This is a genomic window from Streptomyces sp. H27-C3 (assembly GCF_030063415.1).
In the GTDB taxonomy this organism is placed as follows: domain Bacteria; phylum Actinomycetota; class Actinomycetes; order Streptomycetales; family Streptomycetaceae; genus Streptomyces.
The window spans coordinates 1-22,778 of record NZ_JASITA010000065.1 but is presented as its reverse complement, the minus strand read 5'-3'; the positions used below and the strand labels follow the sequence as shown (position 1 = coordinate 22,778).

The window sequence follows — 22,778 nt, the reverse complement described above, 5'->3', positions numbered from 1 at the left end:
TCACCCATGTCCTGCACTGGTCCCACTGGCGACGACAAGCACAACACCGGGCACGCATCAGCCACTACAAACGACGAGGCCACAACCCCTGCCCTGAACCACCGTCACGCCAAACACGGTTGCAGTACTAGGGGCACCCCGGGGGGTTGTCCCCAGAGTGCGGGAGCGGGGGAGGGCCCGGTGCGGGCGTCAGCCGAAGGCCGCCGTGGAGAAGGTGAGGAGCGGGGCTCCCCTGCCCTTGGCGGGGTGGAGCACGACCCGGTCCGACGCCTCGTCCCGGTGCGTCCGCACCACGGTGTCCGGCCGTTTGTCGCCGTCGAAGTCGGCGTACCGCAGGAGATCCGTCGCGACGTGCCCCCTGCCCGCCGGGAGGTCGGCCGCCGGCAGCTCTCGTACGGCCTTGTAGCTGTACGTGGCGCCCGCGCGGCCGGGGCCCGCCGGGCCGCCGGGCAGGAGCTTGCCCCGGCCGGCCGTGCCGGGCGCGTGTGCGCGGGTGGTGGAGACAAGGTCGTCGTAACCGTCGCCGTTGACGTCGGCCTTCGGCTCGGGTGCGGCCAGGACCGGGCCCACGCCCGGACGGGCGGCGCCGGCGGCGCGCGGGGCGCCCGTCCGCGTGAAGGGGCCGCGCAGGTAGCTGAGCCGGCCGCCACTGGCGGTCACCGCCAGGTCCTGGCTGCCGTCGCCGTCGAAATCACCGCAGACGGGGTGGCCGGGCCACTCGTTGCCGTAGCGGGCGGCTTCGGGGATGCGGAGCTTGACCGCCTTGCCGGTGAGGCCGGCCGGGCCGCCGAAGAGGATCTGGAGCGGTACGGGCGGCCTGCCCGTGCCGTTGAACGGCGGGTCGGTGGTGACCACCAGGTCCGCGAAGCCGTCCTTGTCGAGGTCGCAGGAGGTCTCGGCGTCGAAGGCGGCGGGCAGGGTGCCGTCGGTGGGGGCCGCGTTGCGGGCGGGGGTGAGGAGTTGGCGTACGGCGGGATCGAGGGCGCCGGGGGACTTGGAGCCGTACACGATGCCGATGCCCGCGTCGTCGCCGAGGCGGTCCTGGGCGGCCTTGACCAGGTCGTTCAGGACGAGGTCGCGGTGGCCGTCGCCATTGAAGTCCTCGGGGACGCGGCTGCCGCCGCCTCGGGGGACGGGGTGCGCGGCGGCCTTGTTCGCGAGGGCCGCGGTGGAGGGGGCGGTGTCGCCGTTCTTGCTGCCGGCGGGGGCCGCTTCCGGGTCCGAGGGCCCGCAGCCCGCCAGGAGCAGTACCGCACAGCTCACAGCTGTCGCAGCGATCCCTATTCGCACGATCCACCCCGTCTGTAGCTTCCTGTGGCCGTCTGTGCGCGAGCCTTCAGGTGTCACATGATGCTCGCGTTTAACCGTTGCGTTAAGGCAACGGACCGATCGCGATCGCAGGCCGATCGGGGATGGTGGGTTCGGCGACACGCCCCAGGCCCGGCTGACCCGCCGAAAGCCCTCCCGTACGTACGAAAAAGCGGCCGGACCTGCCCCCGAGGCAGATCCGGCCGCTCACTGCGGCGTGCGTGCCGGTTACTTCACCGGCTCCGGCTCCGGCGCGTCCACCGTCTCCGCCTCGCCCGCGGGCTCGGCCGGCGTCCGTACCGAGTCGAGGAGCAGCTGGGCCACATCCACGACCTGGAGTGATTCCTTCGCCTTGCCGTCGTTCTTCTTGCCGTTGACCGAGTCGGTCAGCATGACCAGGCAGAACGGGCAGGCCGTGGAGACGATGTCCGGGTTCAGCGAAAGCGCCTCGTCCACGCGCTCGTTGTTGATGCGCTTGCCGATCCGCTCCTCCATCCACATCCGCGCGCCACCGGCGCCGCAGCAGAAGCCGCGCTCCTTGTGCCGGTGCATTTCCTGCTGGCGCAGTCCGGGGACGGCGGACATGATCTCGCGCGGCGGGGTGTAGACCTTGTTGTGACGGCCCAGATAGCAGGGGTCGTGGTACGTGATCAGGCCCTCGACCGGGGTCACCGGGACCAGCTTGCCCTCGTCGATGAGGTGCTGGAGCAGCTGGGTGTGGTGGATGACCTCGAACTCGCCGCCCAGCTGCGGGTACTCGTTCGCGATCGTGTTGAAGCAGTGCGGGCAGGTCGCGACGATCTTCTTCGACGACTTGGGCTTCTTCGTCTCCGGGTCGTCGTCGTCCTCGCCGTACGCCATGTTCAGCATGGCCACGTTCTCCTGGCCCAACTGCTGGAACAACGGCTCGTTGCCGAGCCGGCGGGCCGAGTCACCGGTGCACTTCTCGTCACCGCCCATGATCGCGAACTTGACGCCCGCGATGTGCAGCAGCTCGGCGAAGGCCTTGGTGGTCTTCTTGGCCCGGTCCTCCAGGGCACCCGCGCAGCCGACCCAGTAGAGGTACTCGACCTCGCCGAGGTCCTCCAGGTCCTTGCCGACGATCGGGACCTCGAAGTCGACCTCCTTGGTCCACTCCACCCGCGCCTTCTTGGCGAGACCCCAGGGGTTGCCCTTCTTCTCCAGGTTCTTGAGCATCGTCCCGGCCTCGGACGGGAACGAGCTCTCGATCATCACCTGGTAGCGGCGCATGTCGACGATGTGGTCGATGTGCTCGATGTCGACCGGGCACTGCTCCACGCACGCGCCGCAGCTCGTGCAGGACCACAGGACGTCCGGGTCGATGACGCCGTTCTCTTCGAGCGTGCCGATCAGCGGGCGCTCGGCCTCGGCGATGGCCGCGGCGGGCACGTTCGCCAGCTGCTCCTCGGTCGCCTTCTCGTTGCCCTCGGCGTCCTTGCCGCCACCGGCCAGCAGGTACGGGGCCTTGGCGTGCGCGTGGTCGCGCAGCGACATGATCAGGAGCTTCGGGGAGAGCGGCTTGCCGGTGTTCCAGGCGGGGCACTGCGACTGGCAGCGACCGCACTCGGTGCATGTGGAGAAGTCGAGGATGCCCTTCCAGGAGAACTGCTCGACCTGCGAGACACCGAAGGTGTCGTCATCGCCCGGGTCCTCGAAGTCGATCTCCTTGCCGCCGGATGTCATCGGCTGGAGCGCGCCGAGGGCGACATCGCCGCTCGCCTCGCGCTTGAACCAGATGTTCGGGAAGGCGAGGAAGCGGTGCCAGGCGACACCCATGTTGGTGTTGAGCGCGACCGTGATCATCCAGATCAGCGAGGTGCCGATCTTGATCATCGCGGTGAAGTAGATCAGCGTCTGGAGCGTGGAGACGCTCAGTCCCTTGAAGGCGAGCACCAGCGGGTACGACACGAAGTACGCGGCGTCGTAGCTCTCGACGTGGTGGATCGCGCCTTCCAGGCCGCGCAGGGCCAGGATCGCCAGGCCGATCGTCAGGATGATGTACTCGACGAAGTACGCCTGCCAGGCCTTGGAGCCCGCGAAACGCGACTTGCGGCCGGCCCGCGAGGGCAGGTTGAGCAGCCGGATCGCCATCAGGATGACGATGCCCACCACCGTCATCAGGCCGATGAACTCGATATACATCTCGAACGGCAGGAAGCCGCCGATGATCGGCAGCACCCAGTCCGCCTGGAACAGCTGGCCGTACGCCTGCAGGAGGGTCGGCGGCAGCGTCAGGAAGCCGATCGCGACGAACCAGTGCGCGAAGCCGACGATCCCCCACCGGTTCATCCGGGAGTGGCCGAGGAACTCCTTGGCCAGGGTGATCGTGCGTTGCTTCGGGTTTTCGGTGCGGCTGCCCGCGGGTACCGGCTGGCCCAGCTTGACGAACCGGTAGATCTGCGCGACGGCTCGGCTGATGAGCGCAACGCCGACCACGGTCAGTACCAACGACACGATGATCGCGGCGAGTTGCATTTGGGGGCTCCTCGGGCCTGCGAGGGTGGGGATTCGGTGGGATTACTAAGCGGTAACTTATCCAGTTCGTGCTGAGCGTACCCACTTATTCCGCCGCACTGTAGCCGCGCACGCGGTGATCTGTGTCGCTGAGGGAACCCTCAGCGGCGCATGGCCAGCGCGGCCGGGACCGTGCGGGCGAGGATCTTCAGATCGAGGCCGATCCAGTGGTGGTCGAGGTAGTGCGCGTCGAGCACGCCCATCTCGTCCCACGGCAGGTCGGAGCGCCCGCCGACCTGCCACAGCCCGGTGAGGCCGGGTCGTACCAACAGCCGCCCGCCGACGGCGCCTTCGGGGTGGCCGGGTGGCAGTGCGCACGGGCCGACCAGGGACATCTCGCCGCGCATCACATGGAGGAGCCGGGGCAGTACGTCGACCCGGGTGCGCCGCAGCAGCCGGCCGACCGGGGTGCCCGGGGCCGTACGCAGCGAGAGCATCTCGAAGGGGTGGCCCGCGAGGCCCGTCCGGGTCCTGCGGACCAGGACCGGGCCGGGGGAGGTTACGGCGGAGGCCACGGCGGCAAGGAGCAGCACCGGGGCCGCGGCCAGCAGCAGGAGCGGGCCGGCCGTCAGGTCGAAGACGCGCTTGGCGGGCAGGTGAGGCACGGGGAGCCGGCCCGCCGCGAGGTCGAAGGTCCGCCGGGCGGGCACGCGGGGTACGGGGAGCCGGCCGGCCATGAGGTCGAAGATCCGCTTGGCGGGGATGTGAGGCATGTTTGCCATGAGATACACCTTTTCATGGCTTTTGGTGCGAGCCTTGGCTGCCTCGCCGGGGGGCGCACCGCCCGCTATTGAGACCCGCTTGCCCGTAAGGGCGGCATAAGAGTTGAGTCGGCTCGACTCAGGTCTGTTGACGCGCAGGGATCGGTGATGCATCCTTGAGCCTGTTCCACTCAAGTCAGCTGGAGGAAATGAAATGGCACGTGCGGTCGGCATCGACCTGGGCACTACGAACTCCGTCGTCAGCGTTCTGGAGGGCGGCGAGCCCACCGTCATCACCAACGCCGAAGGCGCCAGGACCACGCCGTCCGTCGTCGCTTTCGCGAAGAACGGTGAAGTGCTGGTAGGCGAGGTTGCGAAGCGTCAGGCAGTAACCAACGTTGACAGGACGATCCGGTCGGTCAAGCGCCACATGGGCACCGACTGGAGCATCGAGCTGGACGGGAAGAACTTCAACCCGCAGCAGATGAGCGCCTTCATCCTGCAGAAGCTCAAGCGCGACGCCGAGTCCTACCTGGGCGAGAAGGTGGCCGACGCGGTCATCACCGTCCCGGCGTACTTCAACGACTCCGAGCGTCAGGCGACGAAGGAGGCCGGCGAGATCGCGGGCCTGAACGTCCTTCGCATCGTGAACGAGCCGACGGCCGCAGCGCTGGCCTACGGTCTCGACAAGGACGACCAGACCATCCTCGTCTTCGACCTCGGTGGCGGCACCTTCGACGTCTCGCTGCTGGAAATCGGTGACGGCGTCGTCGAGGTGAAGGCCACCAACGGTGACAACCACCTCGGTGGTGACGACTGGGACCAGCGCGTCATGGACTACCTGGTGAAGCAGTTCCACTCCGGTCACGGCGTGGACCTCTCCAAGGACAAGATGGCGCTCCAGCGCCTGCGCGAAGCGGCCGAGAAGGCCAAGATCGAGCTGTCCTCCTCCACGGAGACCTCGATCAACCTGCCGTACATCACGGCGTCCGCCGAGGGCCCGCTGCACCTGGACGAGAAGCTCACGCGCTCGCAGTTCCAGCAGCTCACGTCCGACCTCCTGGAGCGCTGCAAGAGCCCGTTCCAGAACGTCATCAAGGACGCGGGCATCCAGCTCTCCGAGATCGACCACGTCGTTCTCGTCGGCGGCTCGACCCGGATGCCCGCCGTGGCCGAGCTCGTCAAGGAGCTCACCGGCGGCCAGGACGCCAACAAGGGTGTGAACCCGGACGAGGTCGTCGCCATCGGCGCCTCGCTGCAGGCCGGTGTCCTGAAGGGCGAGGTCAAGGACGTTCTGCTCCTCGACGTCACGCCGCTGTCGCTTGGTATTGAGACCAAGGGCGGCATCATGACGAAGCTCATCGAGCGCAACACGACGATCCCGACCAAGCGCTCCGAGATCTTCACAACGGCCGAGGACAACCAGCCGTCCGTGCAGATCCAGGTCTACCAGGGCGAGCGCGAGATCGCGGCGTACAACAAGAAGCTCGGGATGTTCGAGCTCACCGGTCTGCCGCCGGCCCCGCGTGGTGTCCCGCAGATCGAGGTCGCCTTCGACATCGACGCCAACGGCATCATGCACGTCGGAGCCAAGGACCTCGGCACCGGCAAGGAGCAGAAGATGACCGTCACCGGTGGCTCCTCGCTGCCGAAGGACGAGGTCAACCGGATGCGCGAAGAGGCCGAGCAGTACGCGGACGAGGACCACAAGCGCCGCGAGGCCGCCGAGACCCGCAACCAGGCCGAGCAGCTCGTCTACCAGACGGAGAAGTTCCTCAAGGACAACGAGGACAAGGTTCCGGGTGACGTGAAGACCGAGGTCGAGACCTCGATCACCGAGCTGAAGGAAAAGCTCAAGGAGTCCGGCGACGGCGACAACACCGCCGAGATCCGCACGGCGACGGAGAAGGTCGCGGCCGTCTCCCAGAAGCTGGGCCAGGCCATGTACGCCAATGCCGAGGGTGCTCAGGCCGCGGGCGGCGACGCCGGTGGCGAGCAGCAGGCGAAGGCCGATGACGACGTGGTCGACGCCGAGATCGTCGACGACGAGAAGGACACCAAGTTCACCAAGGGCACGGAGGGCGGCGCGGCATGACGGAGGAGACTCCGGGCTTCGACGAGAAGCCCGACGTCCCCTCCGGCGCCACCCCCGAGGACGCCACGCCGAAGGCCGCCGAGCCGGACTCCGAGAAGGAGTCCGGCCCGGCGGCCCCGGCCGGGGACGTACAGCAGGACGTTGCTCTGACCGCGCAGCTCGACCAGGTACGCATGGCGCTCACCGAGCGCACCGCGGACCTGCAGCGGCTGCAGGCGGAGTACCAGAACTACCGCCGCCGTGTGGAGCGGGACCGGGTCGCGGTCAAGGAGGTCGCCGTCGCGAGCCTCCTGACCGAGCTCCTCCCGAGCCTCGACGATGTCGGCCGGGCCAGGGAGCACGGCGAGCTGCTCGGCGGCTTCAAGTCGGTGGCCGAATCGCTGGAGACGGCCGTCGCCAAGATGGGCCTTCAGCAGTTCGGCAAGGAAGGCGAGCCCTTCGACCCGACCATCCACGAAGCGCTGATGCACTCGTACGCACCGGATGTCACCGAGACGACATGCGTCGCGATCCTGCAGCCTGGGTACCGGATCGGCGAGCGGACCATCCGTCCCGCGCGGGTCGCGGTGGCCGAGCCCCAGCCGGGCGCGGGCAAGACGGACGAGGCGGATTCGTCGGCATCGGCACAGGCAGCGGACGAGGAGAGCGGTGGCCCGGACGAGGGCTGACGCCATCAGCGGCAACAGCAGTACGACCAGTACGAGTTGTGCGAGCAGTAGGAAAAGCGGGAAGGAGGGACGTCGGGGATGAGCACGAAGGACTTCGTCGAGAAGGACTACTACAAGGTTCTCGGCGTCCCCAAGGACGCCACCGAGGCCGAGATCAAGAAGGCGTACCGGAAGCTCGCCCGCGAGTTCCACCCGGACGCCAACAAGGGCGACGCCAAGGCCGAGGACCGCTTCAAGGAGATCTCCGAGGCGAACGACATCCTCGGTGATCCCAAGCGGCGCAAGGAGTACGACGAGGCGCGCGCCCTCTTCGGCAACGGTGGTCTGCGCACCGGACCCGGAGCGGGCGGCGGTTCGTTCAACTTCGACCTGGGTGACCTCTTCGGAGGCGGCGCCCAAGGCGGCACACAGGCCGGCGCCGGTGGCTTCGGCGGTGGACTCGGGGACGTGTTCGGCGGGCTGTTCAACCGGGGCGGACCCGGCACGCGTGTCCAGCCGCGCCGGGGTCAGGACATCGAGTCCGAGGTGACGCTCAGCTTCTCCGAGGCGGTGGACGGGGCCACGGTCCCGCTGCGGATGTCCAGCCAGGCGCCCTGCAAGGCGTGTTCCGGCACCGGCGACAAGAACGGCACGCCCCGCGTGTGCCCGACCTGCGTCGGCACGGGACAGGTGTCGCGCGGCGGCGGGGGCGGTTTCTCGCTCACCGACCCGTGCGTGGACTGCCGGGGCCGTGGGCTCATCGCCCAGGACCCCTGCGATGTCTGCAAGGGCAGCGGGCGCGCCAAGTCGTCGCGGACCATGCAGGTCCGTATCCCGGCGGGCGTCTCCGACGGCCAGCGGATCCGGCTGCGCGGCAAGGGCACGGCGGGCGAGCGGGGCGGCCACGCGGGCGACCTGTACGTCGTCGTGCACGTGGGCAGCCACCCCGTGTTCGGCCGCAAGGACGACAACCTCACCATCACCGTGCCCGTCGCCTACGTGGAGGCGGCGCTCGGCGGCGAGGTGAAGGTGCCGACCCTCGGCGGGCCCCCGGTCACGCTCAAGCTGCCGGCGGGCACGCCCAACGGGCGCACCATGCGGGCCCGGGGCAAGGGCGCGGTGCGCAAGGACGGCACCCGCGGCGACCTGTTGGTCACCGTGGAGGTCGCGGTGCCCAAGGACCTTGACGACAAGGCCCGGGAGGCGCTGGAGTCCTACCGTGAGGCGACCGCGGGGGAGGACCCGCGGGCGGAGCTGTTCCAGGCCGCGAAGGGAGCATGAGATGGATCCGCGCCGACGACGTAATCCGTACCAGCTGACCGACCAGACACCGGTGTACGTCATCTCGGTCGCGGCCCAGCTCTCCGGCCTGCACCCGCAGACCCTCAGGCAGTACGACCGCCTCGGCCTGGTCTCGCCCGACCGCACACCGGGGCGGGGTCGGCGCTACTCGGCCCACGACATCGAACTGCTCAGAACCGTGCAGCAGTTGTCGCAGGACGAGGGCATCAACCTGGCCGGTATCAAGCGCATCATCGAGCTGGAGAACCAGGTGACCGCGCTCCAGCAGCGCGTCGCCGAGCTCTCGGTCGCGGTGGAGGGCGCGGCGTCCGCCCTGCAGCAGCGCGAGGCGCAGGTGCACGCGTCGTACCGGCGCGACCTGGTCCCGTACCAGGACGTGCAGCAGGCGAGTGCGCTGGTGGTGTGGCGGCCCAAGCGGTCGCCGGAGTAGTCCGCGGCGCGCAAGTGCGTGGAGGGCCCTCTCCGTGGCGGAGGGGGCCTTACCCATGCCCGCCGAGCACTCGTCGTGGCCGGACGCGGCCGGCGCGGGGTCAGGGAGTGTTCAAGTAAAAGTTCGAGGCGCCGGATCCGGGACCGCCGAGCCACGCTCAGTCCGGCGGGGTGCGCAGGTGGTGATCCTGGTTCAGGATTCCCGACCGGGCGATGAGGTAACCGAGTTGGGCGCGGCTGCCACTGCCGAGCGCGGCGTTCAGTTTGGCGATGTGGGTGCGGCAGGTGCGTACGTTCATCCCGAGGCGCCGGGCGATGGAGTCGTCGACATGCCCCTCGACGAGGAGCTGGGCGATGGAGCGCTGGACGCCGCTGATGCCCTTGGGCGTCGGATCGTACTGGAGCTCGTCGAGGAGTGGCGCCGCGCGGCTCCAGAGCTGTTCGAACACCTTGACCAGGTACTCGACCAGTCCGGGGTGGCGGAGCTCCAGGGCGACCTGGCGGTCGTTGCGGGCGGGGATGAAGGCGACCGTCCGATCGAAGATGATCAGGCGCTCGATGAGCTCTTCGAGGGTCCGGATCTCGACCTTGCCCGCGGCCAGGCGCTCCGCGTAGGCGAGCGTGCCCTGGCTGTGCCGGACGGTGTGCTGGTAGAGAGTGCGCATGCCGACCCCGCGGTCGACCACGGAGAGGGCGCGTTCGAGGCCTTCGCTGAGACGGTCCTCGCTCCGGCCGCCTCCGGGCTGGACGGTGAGGACCTCGGTCCGGCATTCGGCGGTGGCGAGATCGAGCGCCGCGTTGATCCTGTTGACCCCCTCCAGCACCGTGATGGCGTGGGTGGTCGGTGGGTCCTGCGCGCTGATGTCCATGAAAGGCTCGAAAGAGTCGGCCAGTTCGACGGAGCGCCGCCTGCGCTCCTGGATTTCGCGTTCTATGGGGTGGAGTCGCTGGGCGAGTGCGGCGGACGGTGGAACTGGGCGGAGCCAGTCCGAGTCGTCGGGGTCGGGGTGCAGAAGTGCGAAGTCCATCAGGCAGGGCGCCGGTTCCACTTCGGCGCGGGCTATGCGTCCGGAGCGCAGCGCACTGGCGTAAAGACGTCCCCCCGCGTCGCATAGTTCGGTGATCCCATGAGGATGTGTCTGTTTTGTGTCACTTCTGACCATATCTCCACCCCCCAGGTTCCTGAACGTGCAGGAACATGATGCATCGTCCCGGTGGTGTTCGCGTGCCCAGGTGAGACATCGTCTTAGAGGCGGGGGAGATGAATCCACAAGTGAGGACGAAGCCGACCATGTATAAGCGAATGCTTCGCTCGGTGCTTGCCACCGCTTTCGTCGCGGCCTTGGCCTACGGCACGCTGGGTGCCGGCGACATCAGCTGGAGTTCCCAGGCAGCGCCGCCCGGTGACATCAGCTGGAACGTCGAGGCAGCGTCCGCGCCTGGTGACATCAGCTGGGATGTCGAGGGTGCGCCCGGTGACATCAGCTGGGGCATCGCGCCGGCAAACGCAGGCGCATGACCGTGCCCCCGGACGACCGCACCTTCAGACGCGAGATGGCCACGGCCTACCGGTCGGGATGGCACTTCATCGATCTGGCCACGGCGATTCCTTACCGTGGCGACTCGTTGATGGTCACCCTGTTCGGTGAACCGATCGTGGTCGTACGCGAAGAGGACGATGAGGACGTCCGTGCCTACCGGTGCCTTCGCCGGCCCCGAGGGGCGCCGCAACCTGTTCGCTGTGCCGTGCGCTACGGCATGGTTTTCGTCAATCTGGACCAGCGTGACCACCAGCTGATCGAACCAGAAGCCAGCACCGCCACCCCCCGCAGTGCCTGAAGCGATTCCCCCTTATTTACCCCAATCGCTCAGGCGCTTCCCCCACACAGCGGCGTCATCGTGAACCTGAACACGATGGCGCCGCTGTGCTGTGTCCGGACAGGGGCGGCGCCCCCCGGCAGGGCCCCCAGTCATGTCGGCGGGTCGGACCGCGCCGGGGCAGCCCCCTTGATCAGGCCAGGCCGGGTGCGCGGCCCATCGCGCGGTCCAGCGTGATCTCGATCAGGACGCGGTTCGGATTGGGCGCGGGGGTGCGCTCGTAGCGCTCGGCGTAGCGGCGTACGGCGTCGGCGATCAGCTCCGGCTCCGTACGGACCACCGCGCGCCCCTCCAGCGTCGCCCAGTGGCCGCCCTTCACCTGGCAGACGGCGACCCGGGCGCCCGCTTCCCCGGCGGCCTGCACGTTCGCCACCTTCGTGCTGTCCTTGTTGGTGATGATGCGGGCGAGCCCCGCCTCCGGGTCGTACGTCACCCCGACCGGCACGACGTGCGGCGACCCGTCCGGGCGCGGGGTGGTCAGGGTGCAGAGGTGGTACTCGCGCCAGAAGGCGAGGTACTCCGGACTCGGGTTGCGTACGTCGTCGGCCATACCGAAAGCCTAGGGGGTGCCCGGTTCCACAGAGGGATGCTTTCCCAGGCTTGAGTGGAATAGACTCAACTTTGCGCACGTTCAGTGTGTCATGCAGGGGGCGCCGCAGGGGGACTGAATGCCGCCCCGCGAGGAGGAGAGAGCGCACGTGGACGCGGAGCTGACGAACAAGAGCCGGGACGCGATCAACGCGGCGAGCAATCGCGCCGTGCAGGGCGGACACGCGGATCTGACCCCCGCGCATCTGCTGTTGGCGCTGCTTGAGGGTGAGGACAACGCCAACATCATCGACCTGCTGGCCGCCGTCGAGGCGGACCGGGCGGCCGTACGGTCCGGGGCCGAGCGGATCATCGCCGCGCTGCCCAGCGTGACGGGATCCACCGTCGCGCCGCCGCAGCCCAACCGCGAACTGCTGGCCGTCATCGCCGACGCCTCGCAGCGCGCGAAGGAGCTGGGCGACGACTACCTCTCCACCGAGCACCTGCTCATCGGCATCGCAGCCAAGGGCGGCCGGGCCGGGGACGTACTGTCGCAGGAGGGGGCCGGGGCGAAGCGGCTCCTGGAGACGTTCGAGAAGATCAGGGGAGGGCGTCGAGTGACCACACCCGACCCGGAGGGTCAGTACAAGGCCCTGGAGAAGTTCGGCACCGACTTCACGGCCGCCGCGCGCGAGGGCAAGCTCGACCCGGTCATCGGCCGGGACCAGGAGATCAGGCGCGTCGTGCAGGTGCTGTCGCGCCGCACCAAGAACAACCCGGTGCTCATCGGCGAGCCCGGCGTCGGCAAGACGGCCGTCGTCGAGGGCCTCGCCCAGCGCATCGTCAAGGGCGACGTACCGGAGTCCCTGAAGAACAAGCGGCTGGTGTCGCTGGACCTCAGCGCGATGGTCGCGGGTGCCAAGTACCGCGGCGAGTTCGAGGAGCGGCTCAAGACCGTCCTGTCCGAGATCAAGGAGAGCGACGGGCAGGTCATCACGTTCATCGACGAGCTGCACACCGTCGTGGGCGCGGGGGCCGGCGGCGACTCCTCCATGGACGCGGGCAACATGCTCAAGCCGATGCTGGCCCGCGGCGAGCTGCGCATGGTCGGTGCGACGACCCTCGACGAGTACCGCGAGCGGATCGAGAAGGACCCCGCCCTGGAGCGCCGCTTCCAGCAGGTGTTGGTCGCCGAGCCCAGCGTCGAGGACACCATCGCGATCCTGCGCGGCCTCAAGGGGCGCTACGAGGCGCACCACAAGGTGCAGATCGCGGACGCCGCGCTGGTCGCCGCCGCGACGCTCTCCGACCGGTACATCACCTCGCGCTTCCTGCCCGACAAGGCCATCGACCTCGTCGACGAGGCCGCGTCCCGGCTGCGCATGGAGATCGACTCCTCGCCCGTCGAGATCGACGAACTCCAGCGCTCCGTCGACCGGCTGCGCATGGAGGAGCTCGCCCTCAAGAACGAGTCCGACGCGGCGAGCAAGCACCGCCTGGAAAAGCTGCGGCGAGACCTCGCCGACCGCGAGGAGGAGCTGCGCGGCCTCAACGCCCGCTGGGAGAAGGAGAAGCAGGGCCTCAACCGGGTCGGTGAGCTGAAGGAGCGGCTCGACGAGCTGCGCGGCCAGGCCGAACGCGCCCAGCGCGACGGTGACTTCGACACCGCGTCCAAGCTGCTGTACGGGGAGATCCCGGGCCTGGAGCGCGAGTTGGAGGAGGCCGCCGCCGCCGAGGCGGAGGTCCGTACCGACACCATGGTCAAGGAGGAGGTCGGCTCCGACGACATCGCCGATGTGGTCGGGTCCTGGACCGGCATCCCCGCCGGGCGCCTCCTGGAGGGCGAGACGCAGAAGCTGCTGCGGATGGAGGACGAGCTGGGAAGGCGGCTCGTCGGCCAGACCGAGGCGGTTCGCGCGGTGTCCGACGCGGTACGCCGCACCCGCGCCGGGATCGCCGACCCCGACCGACCGACCGGCTCGTTCCTCTTCCTCGGCCCGACCGGCGTCGGCAAGACCGAACTGGCCAAGGCGCTCGCCGACTTCCTCTTCGACGACGAGCGGGCCATGGTCCGTATCGACATGAGCGAGTACGGCGAGAAGCACAGCGTGGCGCGGCTGGTGGGCGCGCCTCCCGGCTATGTCGGCTACGAGGAGGGCGGCCAGCTCACCGAGGCCGTCCGCCGCCGCCCGTACAGCGTCGTGCTCCTCGACGAGGTCGAGAAGGCCCACCCCGAGGTCTTCGACATCCTGCTCCAGGTCCTCGACGACGGCCGTCTCACCGACGGCCAGGGACGGACGGTGGACTTCCGCAACACCATCCTGGTTCTGACGTCGAACCTCGGCAGCCAGTATCTGGTCGACCCGCTGAGCAGCGAAGAGGTCAAGAACCAGCAGGTCATGGATCTGGTGCGAGCCTCCTTCAAGCCGGAGTTCCTCAACAGGCTCGACGACCTGGTGGTCTTCTCGGCGCTGTCGAAGGACGAGCTGGCGCACATCGCCGAGCTTCAGATCGGCCGTCTCGCCAAGCGGCTTGCCGAGCGGCGCCTCACCCTCGACGTCTCGCCCGCGGCGCTGGCCTGGCTGGCGGAGGAGGGCATGGATCCGGCGTACGGCGCCAGGCCGCTGCGCCGCCTCATCCAGACGGCGATCGGTGACCAGCTGGCCAGGGAGATCCTGACGGGCGAGGTCAAGGACGGCGACACGGTCCGGGTCGACCGGGTTGGCGACGGCCTGATCGTCGGCGCTGCCCAGTAGGAGCCGGAGCCCGGCCCCCGCCCGGATCGTGTCCGCCCGCAGCGGATCGCGCGGGCGGGGGTTGCCAGCCCCCGCCCGCCATGGGAGAGGATGGTCGGAACCGTACGAAGGGAAATTCACGGTGAGCATCGACCCCTCCTCGATTCCTAATTTCGGGGGCCAGCCCGACCCGCAGGCCGAAGGAGCGACAGGGGGCCCCGTCGTTCCGGACCAGGAGCTGGTCAAGCAGCTTCTCGACCAGATGGAACTGAAGTACGTCCTGGACGACGAGGGTGACCTCGCCGCTCCGTGGGAGGAATTCCGCACGTACTTCATGTTCCGTGGCGAGGACGATCAGCAGGTCTTCTCGGTACGGACCTTCTACGACCGTCCGCACCAGATCGAAGAGAAGATCCAGCTCCTTGAGCTGATCGACGACTGGAACCGCCGCACCCTGTGGCCGAAGGTCTACAGCCACACCCACGACGACGGCACCGTCCGCCTCATCGGTGAGGCGCAGATGCTGATCGGCACCGGCGTCAGCCTGGAGCACTTCGTGTCCTCGACGGTCAGCTGGGTGCGGGCCTCGATCGAGTTCGACAAGTGGCTCGTCGAGCAGCTCGGCCTGGAGAAGGACGTCGACTCGGCCGAGGGCGAAGGCACGGGCGAGGACCAGGCCTGATCGGTAGGCCTGATTCGTTTACACAGGCACCGGGGCCATCGTCACCAGATAGGTCCCGTAGCAGAGCGAGAGCCCGGCGAGGGCGGCGGTCACCACGATCGCGGCCCTCGGCCGGGCTTTTGTCAGTGCGTGGGCCAGTGGCAGCAGCAGCGGGAAGGCGGGCAGCAGGAAGCGCGCCTTGGACTCGAAGTAGCCGGAGCCGCCGACCGTGATCAGCATCAGCACCCCGGTGTAGACGAGCAGCGGCAGCGGCGGGCGGTCCAGCGCGAGCAGCGCGAAGAGCACCAGCGACGCGGCGACGATCATCAGCACCATCGGGAACGGCAGGTTCTCCGGCCCCCGCAGCAGTTCGTGTACGAAGCGCAGGGAGCCCACGCCGAAGTCGAAGCGCGAGGTCCAGCCGGCCTGTACGGCGAAGTAGCCGCCCAGCGGATCGCCCTCGCGCGCGCCGACCCACAGCACGAATCCGGCCCAGCCGAGCGGGGCGAGCGCGGCGCCCGCCCAGATCCGCCACGGCATCCGGCCGCGCCGCTTCCAGAGTTCGTACGTCGCCGCCGCGCACACCGCCGCGGCGACCGCGATCCCGTTGGGCCTGGCCAGTCCGGCGAGCGCGGCCAGGGTGCCCGCCCAGAGCCACCGGCCGCTGAGGACGGCGTACAGCGACCAGGCCGCGAAGGCGGTGAGCACCGGCTCGGTGTACGCCATGGTCAGGACGACCGAGTGCGGCAGCAGGCCCCACAGGAGCACCAGGACTACGGCGGTGGGGCGGCCGTACAGCCGCTCGCCGATGAGGTAGATCGCCCAGGCGGCAGCCGCTGCCCCGGCCCAGGAGACCAGCAGCCCGGCCGCGCTGCCGGAGACGGGCAGGACGGTGGTGACGGCCCGTACGAGGCCGGGGTAGAGCGGGAAGAACGCCAGGTCGCTCTGGATCGTGCCGTCGCCGTAGGTGAGCGTGGTCTGCCCGTAGCCGTGGGCCGCGATGCCGGTGTACCAGCGGGAGTCCCAGGAGTGGCCGAGGAGCGTGAGGGGGTTCTTCCCCAGGTGCCAGGCCCAGAGCGCCACCGCCAGCATGCCGGTCAGCCGGGCGGCGGCGAACAGCCCGAGCGCGGGCGCCGCCCGGCGCAGGGCACCGCGTACGGCCGGCACGGAGGTGCGGGGGGCGGGCCCGGCGGTGGGTCTCGGTGCGGTGTCGACGGACACGGTGTGCTGAACCTCCGGGCGCGCGCGGGGGCGGACACCCCGACGATGAGCGCCCCCGCCGGAGCACGCGACCGGGGCGCGCCGAGTGGGTGCAAGATTCCCACCGGGGCACCCACTCGGCCCGCCGGGGGTGCGGGCGGGTGGGCCGCTGCGGGCTGAAATGCAGCCCGTCCGGCGCTCGAGGACTTCGGGAAGGGGCGGGGTGGGGAACAGCGCCGCACCCGCGCCCGCACCCCCCGCGCTCACCCCGAAAGCGTCTTCAGCCGCGTCACCGCGTCCTTAAGCACCTCGATCCGCTTGCAGAACGCGAAGCGCACGAAGGGCGCGCCCTGATCCCGGTGGTCGTAGAAGACCGCGTTGGGAATCGCGACCACCCCGCACCGCTCCGGCAGCGCCCGGCAGAACGCGAACCCGTCGTCCTCACCGAGCGGCCGGATGTCGGTGGTGACGAAGTACGTACCGGCGGGCCGGTAGACCTCGAAACCCGCCTCCGCGAGCCCGCCACTGAGCAGATCGCGCTTCGCGCGCAGATCGTCCCGCAGCCCGGTGAAGTACGCGTCGGGCAGCCGCAGCGCCTCCGCGACGGCGTACTGGAAAGGCCCGGCGGACACGTACGTCAGGAACTGTTTCGCCGAGCGCACCGTCGTCACCAGCTCCGGCGACGCGGTGATCCAGCCGACCTTCCACCCGGTGAAGGAGAACGTCTTGCCCGCCGAGCCGATGGTGACCGTGCGCTCCCGCATCCCGGGGAAGGACGCGAGCGGGATGTGCTCGCCGTCGAAGACCAGGTGCTCGTACACCTCGTCGCACACGACGAGCAGATCGCGCTCGACGGCCAGCTCGGCCACGGCGGCGAGCTCCTCGCGGGTCAGGACGGTCCCGGTCGGGTTGTGCGGGGTGTTGAGGAGGATCAGCCGGGTGCGCGGGGTGACCGCGGTACGGAGCTCGTCCAGGTCGAGGTGGTACGTACCGTCGTGCGGGCGCAGGGTGACGGGGACGCGCGTGCCGCCCGCCATGGCGATGCAGGCCGCGTACGAGTCGTAGTACGGCTCCAGGGCGATGACCTCGTCGCCGGGCTCCAGGAGGGCCAGCAGCGAGGCCGCGATGGCCTCGGTTGCGCCCGCGGTGACGAGGACCTCGGTGTCGGGGTCGTATGCCAGGCCGTACCGGCGCTGGTGGTCCGCGACGGCGGCGCGCAGCTCGGGGACGCCGGGGCCCGGAGGGTACTGGTTGCCGCGGCCGTCGCGCAGGGCGCGCACCGCGGCCTCCCTGATCTCCTCGGGGCCGTCGGTGTCGGGGAAGCCCTGGCCGAGGTTGATGGATCCGGTGCTCACGGCCAGCGCCGACATCTCGGCGAAGATCGTCGTCCCGAACTCCGCCAGCCGGCGGTTGAGCAGTGGGCGCTGTCGATGTGCTGTCGGCCTCGTCATGACGGCAATCCTGTGCCGAACCTCTGGAGTTGCTCAAGTCTGCTTTGGGCCCGCGCGGGCGGGGGAATCCCCCTGTCACGTTGGAAGCGAGTGCCTGATCGCCTCGCTCACGGGGGACAAAAGAACGGGGTGGACCATGGGAGTGATCTTTTTTGTCGGTCTCGCGGTCGCGGTCGTGATCGCGATGGTTGTGGGCCTGGTACGGGCGAGCAGCGGCAACACGCACGGCCGCCGTCGCGGCGGTCGCGGAGGATCGGACGGCGGCTGGTGGAGCGGCGACAGCGGCGGCGGCTCGTCCTGCGGCAGCGGCAGCGGCAGCGGCAGTAGCAGTTGCGGCGGCGGCAGCTCGTCCTGCGGTGGTGGCGGTGGCTGTGGTGGGGGCGGCGGAGGCAGCTGACACCGGACAGCTGTTCCGCGTTTCACCTGATGGCGCCCGGCGGGAGAAATCCTGTCGGGCGCTTCCTTGTTGAACAGTTGAACTGTATGGCCCCCGGGGGATGGAAACCCCGTCACCTTGGGTAAAAACGCGGTGAGCGCCGCGCACTTCATGATTCCCTCGCTGTTGCGCACCACACCCCTCGGACCTCATGTGGACCCGAGCAGGCGGTCCCCCGAACACTCCCTCACCTCTCCTCCCGGGTGACCCCGGTCCACCCGTCCAAACGCCTGTTTGCGGAGCCACACATGCTCACCACACTGAAGACTTCTTACACCGACACCCGTGCCGCCGATCTGGCCTGGGCGCTGGGGCGCGAGCCGCTGCCCGCCCTGGCCGTGCTCGACCTCGAACTGGGTGGTTCCTCTCTCCAGTTGAGGCTGCTGGGCGCGTCCCATCAAGTGATTCTCGAAGAGGAGGGCGGCACCTGTTCGGAAACGGTCGCCTGCATGCCAGGCAGCAGTACGCCGCTGCCGCTGGGCGTGGCCAAGCGGCTCGGCGAATGGGAGTACGAGTTCGCTGCGCGCGTCGAGACGCTCTCGCGGGGCCAGTTCGCCGGCCGCGCCCAGGAGCTGCTCGCGCTCGTCGCCGACCATCCCAACGGCCTGGCCGGCACCTTCCCCGGCTCCCCGCACGCGTTCACGGCGATGCTGGCGCAGTGGCACGAGGGGCAGGTGCGGTGGCGCACCTGGCACGCCTATCCGCAGGAGGGGTGCTTGGTGGTAACCCGGTCGAGAGTCGGCGTACGTATGCCTGCGGTGGCGTAGTTGCACCCTTGTGGGTGACGGGTGGTGCGCCGATTGTGACGTAGCGTTCCCATCGTGATCGATCCGCCTGTGCACGCTGTCCTCGGTGGCGCCCCGCCTCCGGAGCCGGGGGGCGCGGCGGGACACGTCGTGCCGCCTGCCGCTCCGGCCGTGCCCGCCGCCCTGCCCGTGGGCCCTCGGACGGGGCGGTTCCTGGTGCTCGGCGTGGTCTTCGTCTGCGCCGCGTGCGGACTGGTGTACGAACTGGAACTGGTCGCCCTCGCCTCGTACTTGATCGGCGACTCGGTCACTCAGGCGTCCGTCGTGCTCTCGGTGATGGTCTTCGCGATGGGCATCGGCTCGCTCCTCGCCAAACGGCTGCGGTGCCGGGCGGCGGTCGGTTTCGGTCTGGTCGAGGCGGCGCTGGCGCTGGTCGGCGGCACTTCCGCGCTGGTGCTGTACGCGACGTTCGCCTGGGTGGGCGGGGCGCGGTATGTGCTGGTCGCCTTCTCGCTGGCGATCGGGGTGCTCATCGGCGCCGAGATCCCGCTGCTGATAACCCTCATCCAGCGCGTGGCGCGGCGCGACGAGAGCCGGGACACGAGCGGTGACGTCGCCGACCTCTTCGCCGCGGACTACGTCGGCGCGCTGGTCGGCGGCCTTGCCTTCCCGTTCCTGCTGCTGCCGTTGTTCGGGCAGCTCACCGGCGCGCTGCTCACTGGCGCGGTGAACACGGTGGCCGGCGGGGCGCTCGTCCTGTGGCTCTTCCGGGACGACCTGACGCGCCGCACCCGCTGGCTGCTCGTCGTGGTGAACCTGGGGGTGCTCGTGCTGCTGGCCACGGCCACCGCGCTCGTCGGCGACTTCGAGCGTGCTGCGCGCCGCGCGGTGTACGGGAACGGGGTGCGGGTCGCCGTACAGACGGGGGTGCAGGAGGTCGTGCTGACGGGTGGTGAGCACGGGCCGCTCGATCTCTTCCTCGACGGGCGGCTGCGGGTCAGCGCCCGTGACGAGTACCGGTACCACGAGGCGCTGGTCCACCCCGCGATGCGCGGATCGCACGCACGGGTGCTGATCCTGGGCGGCGGTGACGGGCTCGCGGCCCGCGAGGTGCTGCGTTACCGGGACGTCGATTCGCTGACCGTGGTCGAGCTCGATCCGGCGGTCGTCCGGCTGGCCCGCACCGATCCGGCCCTGACCGCGCTGAACGGGGGCGTCCACCGCGACCCGAGGCTGCGGGTCGCGACCGCGGACGCGTTCCAGTGGCTGCGCGATGAGGGTCCGTCCGGACGCCGCCCGTACGACGTGGTGATCTCGGACCTGCCCGATCCGGGCATCACGCCGAGCACCAAGCTGTACTCCCAGGAGTTCTACGGGCTCGCCTCCCGGGTCCTGGCGGACTACGGGCGGCTCGTGGTGCACGCGGGGCCGCTCGCGACGCGGCCCCGCGTGTTCTGGACGGTCGACGCGACGATGCGGTCCGCGGGGCTGCGGACCAGCCCGTACCGGGCGGTCGGCCGCCTCTCGGGGTTCACCGCTGGCCCCGACCGTGTCTCCGGCTCGGTGGCGGCCCCGCACGACTGGGGCTTCGTCCTGGCCGGGCACCGCACATCACCCGGGCTGGGCCTCGCGGGGGACGCGCCCCGGCTGCGGTCGTTGTCGCCGCGGGTGCTGGGGGAGGCGGCGCGCTCGGCGCAGGGGGAGCGGGTGCGGGGGGCGGTGCCGCCTTCGACGCTGGTGCATCCGCGGTACTGAGCGCGTGCGGTGTACGCGGGGCATGCCCGGAGTCGTGCCCCGAGACTGACCGCCCGTGGGACAAATGGGTTTTTCCCGATGCGTCTGACGCGACTGTTGGGCCTGGTCCGTGCGGAGTCGAGTACATGACGGGCGGGCGTGAGTAGGCTCGGTTCCCATGGAGCATGAGGTGTTCGTTCCGGTTCCGGCAGAGACCCTCCGACAGACGCTGGGGGACCCCGCCCGCGTCGCGCGCTGCGTTCCCGGCCTCCAGCAGGACGCCGACGAGGCATCGGGCCCGCTTTCGGGGCGGCTGAAGATCCGCATCGGCGGCCACACGATCACATACCGGGGAACGCTGCGCGTCACCGAGCTGCCCGACGGCAGCTTCGCCGTCGAGGGCGAGGGCGCGGAGGCGCGCGGTACGGGCTTGGTGAAGCTGGCCCTGACGCTGCGGCTGACGCCCACCGCGGTCGGCGGCGTCGGCGCGGACGGTGTGGCCGGCGCTGGTACGGGGCTGACGTTCACGGGCACGGCGAGCGGTGAGGGCCGCATCGCGGAGCTCGACGCGGCGGCGACGCTGGCGTCCGCACACCGGTTGCTGGACCGCTTCGCGGCGCGGCTGGCGGCCGACCCCGGGGAGGCCGGTCCCGAGCCGGTGAATCCCTCCGGGACGGCTGGGGCGGCTGGGACCGACGAGTCGGCCGGTGCGACCGGTGCCACGGATCCGGCGGATCCGGCGGACTTCGGCGGTGACGACGACGTGCCCGCCCCCGATGCCGGCGTGCCTGCCCCCGCTGACGACCACACGTCCGCCTTCGGGACGGAAGTGCCGCCGCCGTCGCTCGACCCGGTGTCCGACCTGCCCGGCGTGCCGGCTCCCGCCGGGCCTCCCGCGGTCGAGGCCGCGCACGCCCGGCGGACGATGATCGGCCGCAGCGCGGAGGAGGTCGACCACGCGCCGCCGCGCGGGCGTTACGCGCCGGTGCCCTCCCCACAGTCGTCGTCGGCCACGGCCACCCTGCGCTGGGTCGCCCCGGCCGCCGCGCTCGCCCTGGCCTCGGCGGTCGTGGTCGGCCGCGCGCTGCGCCGCAGGCAGTAGGGCGTATCCGGCGGATCACGGCCGGGCCCGCTGCGACCGCCGCGGTGTCGCGGGGCGTGGCACGCGCATCTGCGGCGTTGTCGTCGGTCGCCGACGCTCCGCCGGGCCCGCGGCGACCTCCGTGGCGTCGAGGGCCCCGCCAGTCGACATGACCTGTCCGGCAGCCGTCATGGCCTGTCCGACAGTCGTCAGGGCCTGTACCGGCACTCTGGGCCGTCCGGCAGCCCTTTCGCCGCAAGTGCCGGACGGTTTCCGGGGCCCTGCGGTTTCCGGGGCCCCGCGGTTTCCGGGGCCCTGCGGTTAGGGTCGGATCGTGAGTACCCAAGAGACGCGACTGACCGCGGGCGACACCGAACTGACCATCGCTCAGGGCAACGGCTGCCGCATCGCCGGCCTTCGGGTCGGCGGTACCGAGCTGCTGCGGCAGGGTGAGCGCTACGGCTGCTTCCCGATGGTGCCGTGGTGCGGCCGGACGGCGTACGGGAAGTTCCGCAACGGGCCGACCCCGCATCAGCTGCCGATCGACTGGCCGCCCCACGCGATCCACGGCACGGGCCGGAACACCGCCTGGCGCACCGCCCGCGCCGACAAGAGCGAGGCCGCGTTCACCTACGACCTGGCCGAGCCGTGGCCGTACCCCGGCCGGGTCACCCAGACGTTCGAGCTGACCGAGGACTCGCTCACGCTGGCCATGGGGATCGAGACGTACGGCGACTCCTTCCCGGCACAGGCCGGCTGGCACCCCTGGTTCCGGCGCAACCTCGGGGGCGAGGGCAGCGAGGACGTGCGGCTCGACTTCACGGCCGGGTGGCAGGAGGAGCGTGGCGACGACCATCTCCCGACTGGCCGCCGCATCGAGCCGGGGCCCGGCCCCTGGGACGACTGCTTCGGGATGCCGGACGGCGTGGACGTCACGCTGACCTGGCCCGGGGCGCTGGAGCTGAAGATCGCGAGTCGCGCCGAGTGGGTCGTGATCTACGACGAGCAGGCCGAGGCGGTCTGCGTCGAGCCGCAGTCGGGCCCGCCCAACGGCCTCAACACCACCCCGCTGCTCGTCACCCCCATCGAGCCGCTGGAGATCGCCACCACCTGGAGCTGGCGTCGGCTGTGAGCGGCGACCACTTGGAGCGGGCGGCGGCTCTAACGACCTCACCCGCGATTGACAGTGGGAGAAGGAGCGGCGTCTGGGGCCTTCGAATCCAAGGCGGAGGAGGGAGTGATGGCGGAGCCATCGCGACTGACGACAACGCCGGAGGCGGAGGTCCCAGGCGCCGCGACGCCGCTGCCAAT

General features: G+C 70.1%; 20 protein-coding genes. 13 read left to right on the top strand and 7 right to left on the bottom strand.

Annotated features, from left to right (window positions below; genetic code table 11):
• Positions 1 to 189 precede the first annotated feature (189 nt).
• The 3 genes from QMK30_RS36165 to QMK30_RS36155 form a co-directional block, all read right to left on the bottom strand.
• Positions 190 to 1,263 (bottom strand): FG-GAP repeat domain-containing protein, encoded by a 1,074-nt coding sequence (locus tag QMK30_RS36165; protein ID WP_349362155.1) that lies wholly within the window; start codon positions 1,261 to 1,263, stop codon positions 190 to 192.
• A 273-nt stretch (positions 1,264 to 1,536) separates the two neighbouring features.
• Positions 1,537 to 3,804, bottom strand: a complete 2,268-nt coding sequence (locus tag QMK30_RS36160) for a heterodisulfide reductase-related iron-sulfur binding cluster (protein WP_283522591.1) — start codon at positions 3,802 to 3,804, stop codon at positions 1,537 to 1,539.
• Positions 3,805 to 3,944: 140 nt separating this feature from the next.
• Entirely contained in the window at positions 3,945 to 4,565 is a 621-nt protein-coding gene (locus QMK30_RS36155; protein WP_283522590.1) for a sugar transferase, read from the bottom strand.
• Positions 4,566 to 4,758: 193 nt separating this feature from the next.
• Between QMK30_RS36155 and dnaK the strand changes: the two genes are divergently transcribed.
• The 4 genes from dnaK (at position 4,759) to QMK30_RS36135 (ending at position 9,018) form a co-directional block, all read left to right on the top strand.
• The gene (dnaK, locus tag QMK30_RS36150; protein ID WP_283522589.1) at positions 4,759 to 6,639 is read left to right on the top strand and encodes a molecular chaperone DnaK; all 1,881 of its coding nucleotides are present in this window, start codon (positions 4,759 to 4,761) and stop codon (positions 6,637 to 6,639) included.
• Complete coding sequence (gene grpE / locus QMK30_RS36145; RefSeq protein WP_283522588.1) at positions 6,636 to 7,307, top strand: nucleotide exchange factor GrpE; 672 nt, start codon at positions 6,636 to 6,638, stop codon at positions 7,305 to 7,307. The genes dnaK and grpE overlap by 4 nt, the downstream gene beginning before the upstream one ends.
• 78 nt (positions 7,308 to 7,385) lie before the next feature.
• Entirely contained in the window at positions 7,386 to 8,567 is a 1,182-nt protein-coding gene (gene dnaJ, locus QMK30_RS36140) for a molecular chaperone DnaJ (RefSeq protein WP_283522587.1), read from the top strand.
• A 1-nt stretch (position 8,568) separates the two neighbouring features.
• A complete protein-coding gene (locus QMK30_RS36135; RefSeq protein ID WP_283522586.1) occupies positions 8,569 to 9,018 on the top strand; it encodes a heat shock protein transcriptional repressor HspR in 450 nt (149 codons plus the stop codon).
• 157 nt (positions 9,019 to 9,175) lie between these two features.
• On the opposite strand, the gene QMK30_RS36130 is transcribed toward QMK30_RS36135, so the two are convergent.
• On the bottom strand, positions 9,176 to 10,180 hold the full coding sequence (locus tag QMK30_RS36130; protein ID WP_283522585.1) for a helix-turn-helix transcriptional regulator: 1,005 nt from the start codon (positions 10,178 to 10,180) through the stop codon (positions 9,176 to 9,178).
• Positions 10,181 to 10,290: 110 nt separating this feature from the next.
• On the opposite strand from QMK30_RS36130, the gene QMK30_RS36125 reads away from it, so the two are divergent.
• Both QMK30_RS36125 and QMK30_RS36120 read left to right on the top strand, forming a co-directional pair.
• The gene (locus QMK30_RS36125) at positions 10,291 to 10,536 is read left to right on the top strand and encodes a hypothetical protein (RefSeq protein ID WP_283522584.1); all 246 of its coding nucleotides are present in this window, start codon (positions 10,291 to 10,293) and stop codon (positions 10,534 to 10,536) included.
• Positions 10,533 to 10,856: a (2Fe-2S)-binding protein gene (locus QMK30_RS36120; RefSeq protein ID WP_283522583.1), complete on the top strand. Its 324-nt coding sequence runs from the start codon at positions 10,533 to 10,535 to the stop codon at positions 10,854 to 10,856. The genes QMK30_RS36125 and QMK30_RS36120 overlap by 4 nt, the downstream gene beginning before the upstream one ends.
• A 172-nt stretch (positions 10,857 to 11,028) precedes the next feature.
• On the opposite strand, the gene QMK30_RS36115 is transcribed toward QMK30_RS36120, so the two are convergent.
• Positions 11,029 to 11,445, bottom strand: a complete 417-nt coding sequence (locus QMK30_RS36115; RefSeq protein ID WP_283522582.1) for a pyridoxamine 5'-phosphate oxidase family protein — start codon at positions 11,443 to 11,445, stop codon at positions 11,029 to 11,031.
• Between the two features lie 148 nt (positions 11,446 to 11,593).
• On the opposite strand from QMK30_RS36115, the gene clpB reads away from it, so the two are divergent.
• Both clpB and QMK30_RS36105 read left to right on the top strand, forming a co-directional pair.
• Entirely contained in the window at positions 11,594 to 14,179 is a 2,586-nt protein-coding gene (clpB, locus tag QMK30_RS36110) for an ATP-dependent chaperone ClpB (RefSeq protein WP_283522581.1), read from the top strand.
• 121 nt (positions 14,180 to 14,300) lie between these two features.
• Entirely contained in the window at positions 14,301 to 14,840 is a 540-nt protein-coding gene (locus QMK30_RS36105) for a type III secretion system chaperone family protein (protein WP_283522580.1), read from the top strand.
• Between the two features lie 18 nt (positions 14,841 to 14,858).
• Here QMK30_RS36105 and QMK30_RS36100 read toward each other — a convergent pair whose 3' ends face one another.
• Both QMK30_RS36100 and QMK30_RS36095 read right to left on the bottom strand, forming a co-directional pair.
• Positions 14,859 to 16,040, bottom strand: coding sequence for a putative hexosyltransferase (locus tag QMK30_RS36100; RefSeq protein ID WP_502963295.1), 1,182 nt, complete (start codon positions 16,038 to 16,040; stop codon positions 14,859 to 14,861).
• 242 nt (positions 16,041 to 16,282) lie between these two features.
• Positions 16,283 to 17,470 (bottom strand): pyridoxal phosphate-dependent aminotransferase, encoded by a 1,188-nt coding sequence (locus tag QMK30_RS36095; protein WP_283522579.1) that lies wholly within the window; start codon positions 17,468 to 17,470, stop codon positions 16,283 to 16,285.
• Positions 17,471 to 17,606: 136 nt separating this feature from the next.
• On the opposite strand from QMK30_RS36095, the gene QMK30_RS36090 reads away from it, so the two are divergent.
• The 5 genes from QMK30_RS36090 to QMK30_RS36070 all read left to right on the top strand — a co-directional run bounded on the left by QMK30_RS36090 (position 17,607) and on the right by QMK30_RS36070 (position 22,599).
• Positions 17,607 to 17,867 (top strand): hypothetical protein, encoded by a 261-nt coding sequence (locus QMK30_RS36090; RefSeq protein WP_283522578.1) that lies wholly within the window; start codon positions 17,607 to 17,609, stop codon positions 17,865 to 17,867.
• 287 nt (positions 17,868 to 18,154) lie between these two features.
• Positions 18,155 to 18,673, top strand: a complete 519-nt coding sequence (locus tag QMK30_RS36085) for a DUF2617 family protein (protein ID WP_283522577.1) — start codon at positions 18,155 to 18,157, stop codon at positions 18,671 to 18,673.
• A 54-nt stretch (positions 18,674 to 18,727) separates the two neighbouring features.
• Positions 18,728 to 20,407, top strand: a complete 1,680-nt coding sequence (locus QMK30_RS36080; protein WP_502963294.1) for a polyamine aminopropyltransferase — start codon at positions 18,728 to 18,730, stop codon at positions 20,405 to 20,407.
• 157 nt (positions 20,408 to 20,564) lie between these two features.
• Complete coding sequence (locus QMK30_RS36075; RefSeq protein ID WP_283522576.1) at positions 20,565 to 21,488, top strand: SRPBCC domain-containing protein; 924 nt, start codon at positions 20,565 to 20,567, stop codon at positions 21,486 to 21,488.
• A 313-nt stretch (positions 21,489 to 21,801) separates the two neighbouring features.
• Positions 21,802 to 22,599 (top strand): aldose epimerase family protein, encoded by a 798-nt coding sequence (locus QMK30_RS36070; RefSeq protein WP_283522575.1) that lies wholly within the window; start codon positions 21,802 to 21,804, stop codon positions 22,597 to 22,599.
• Positions 22,600 to 22,778: the final 179 nt, after the last annotated feature.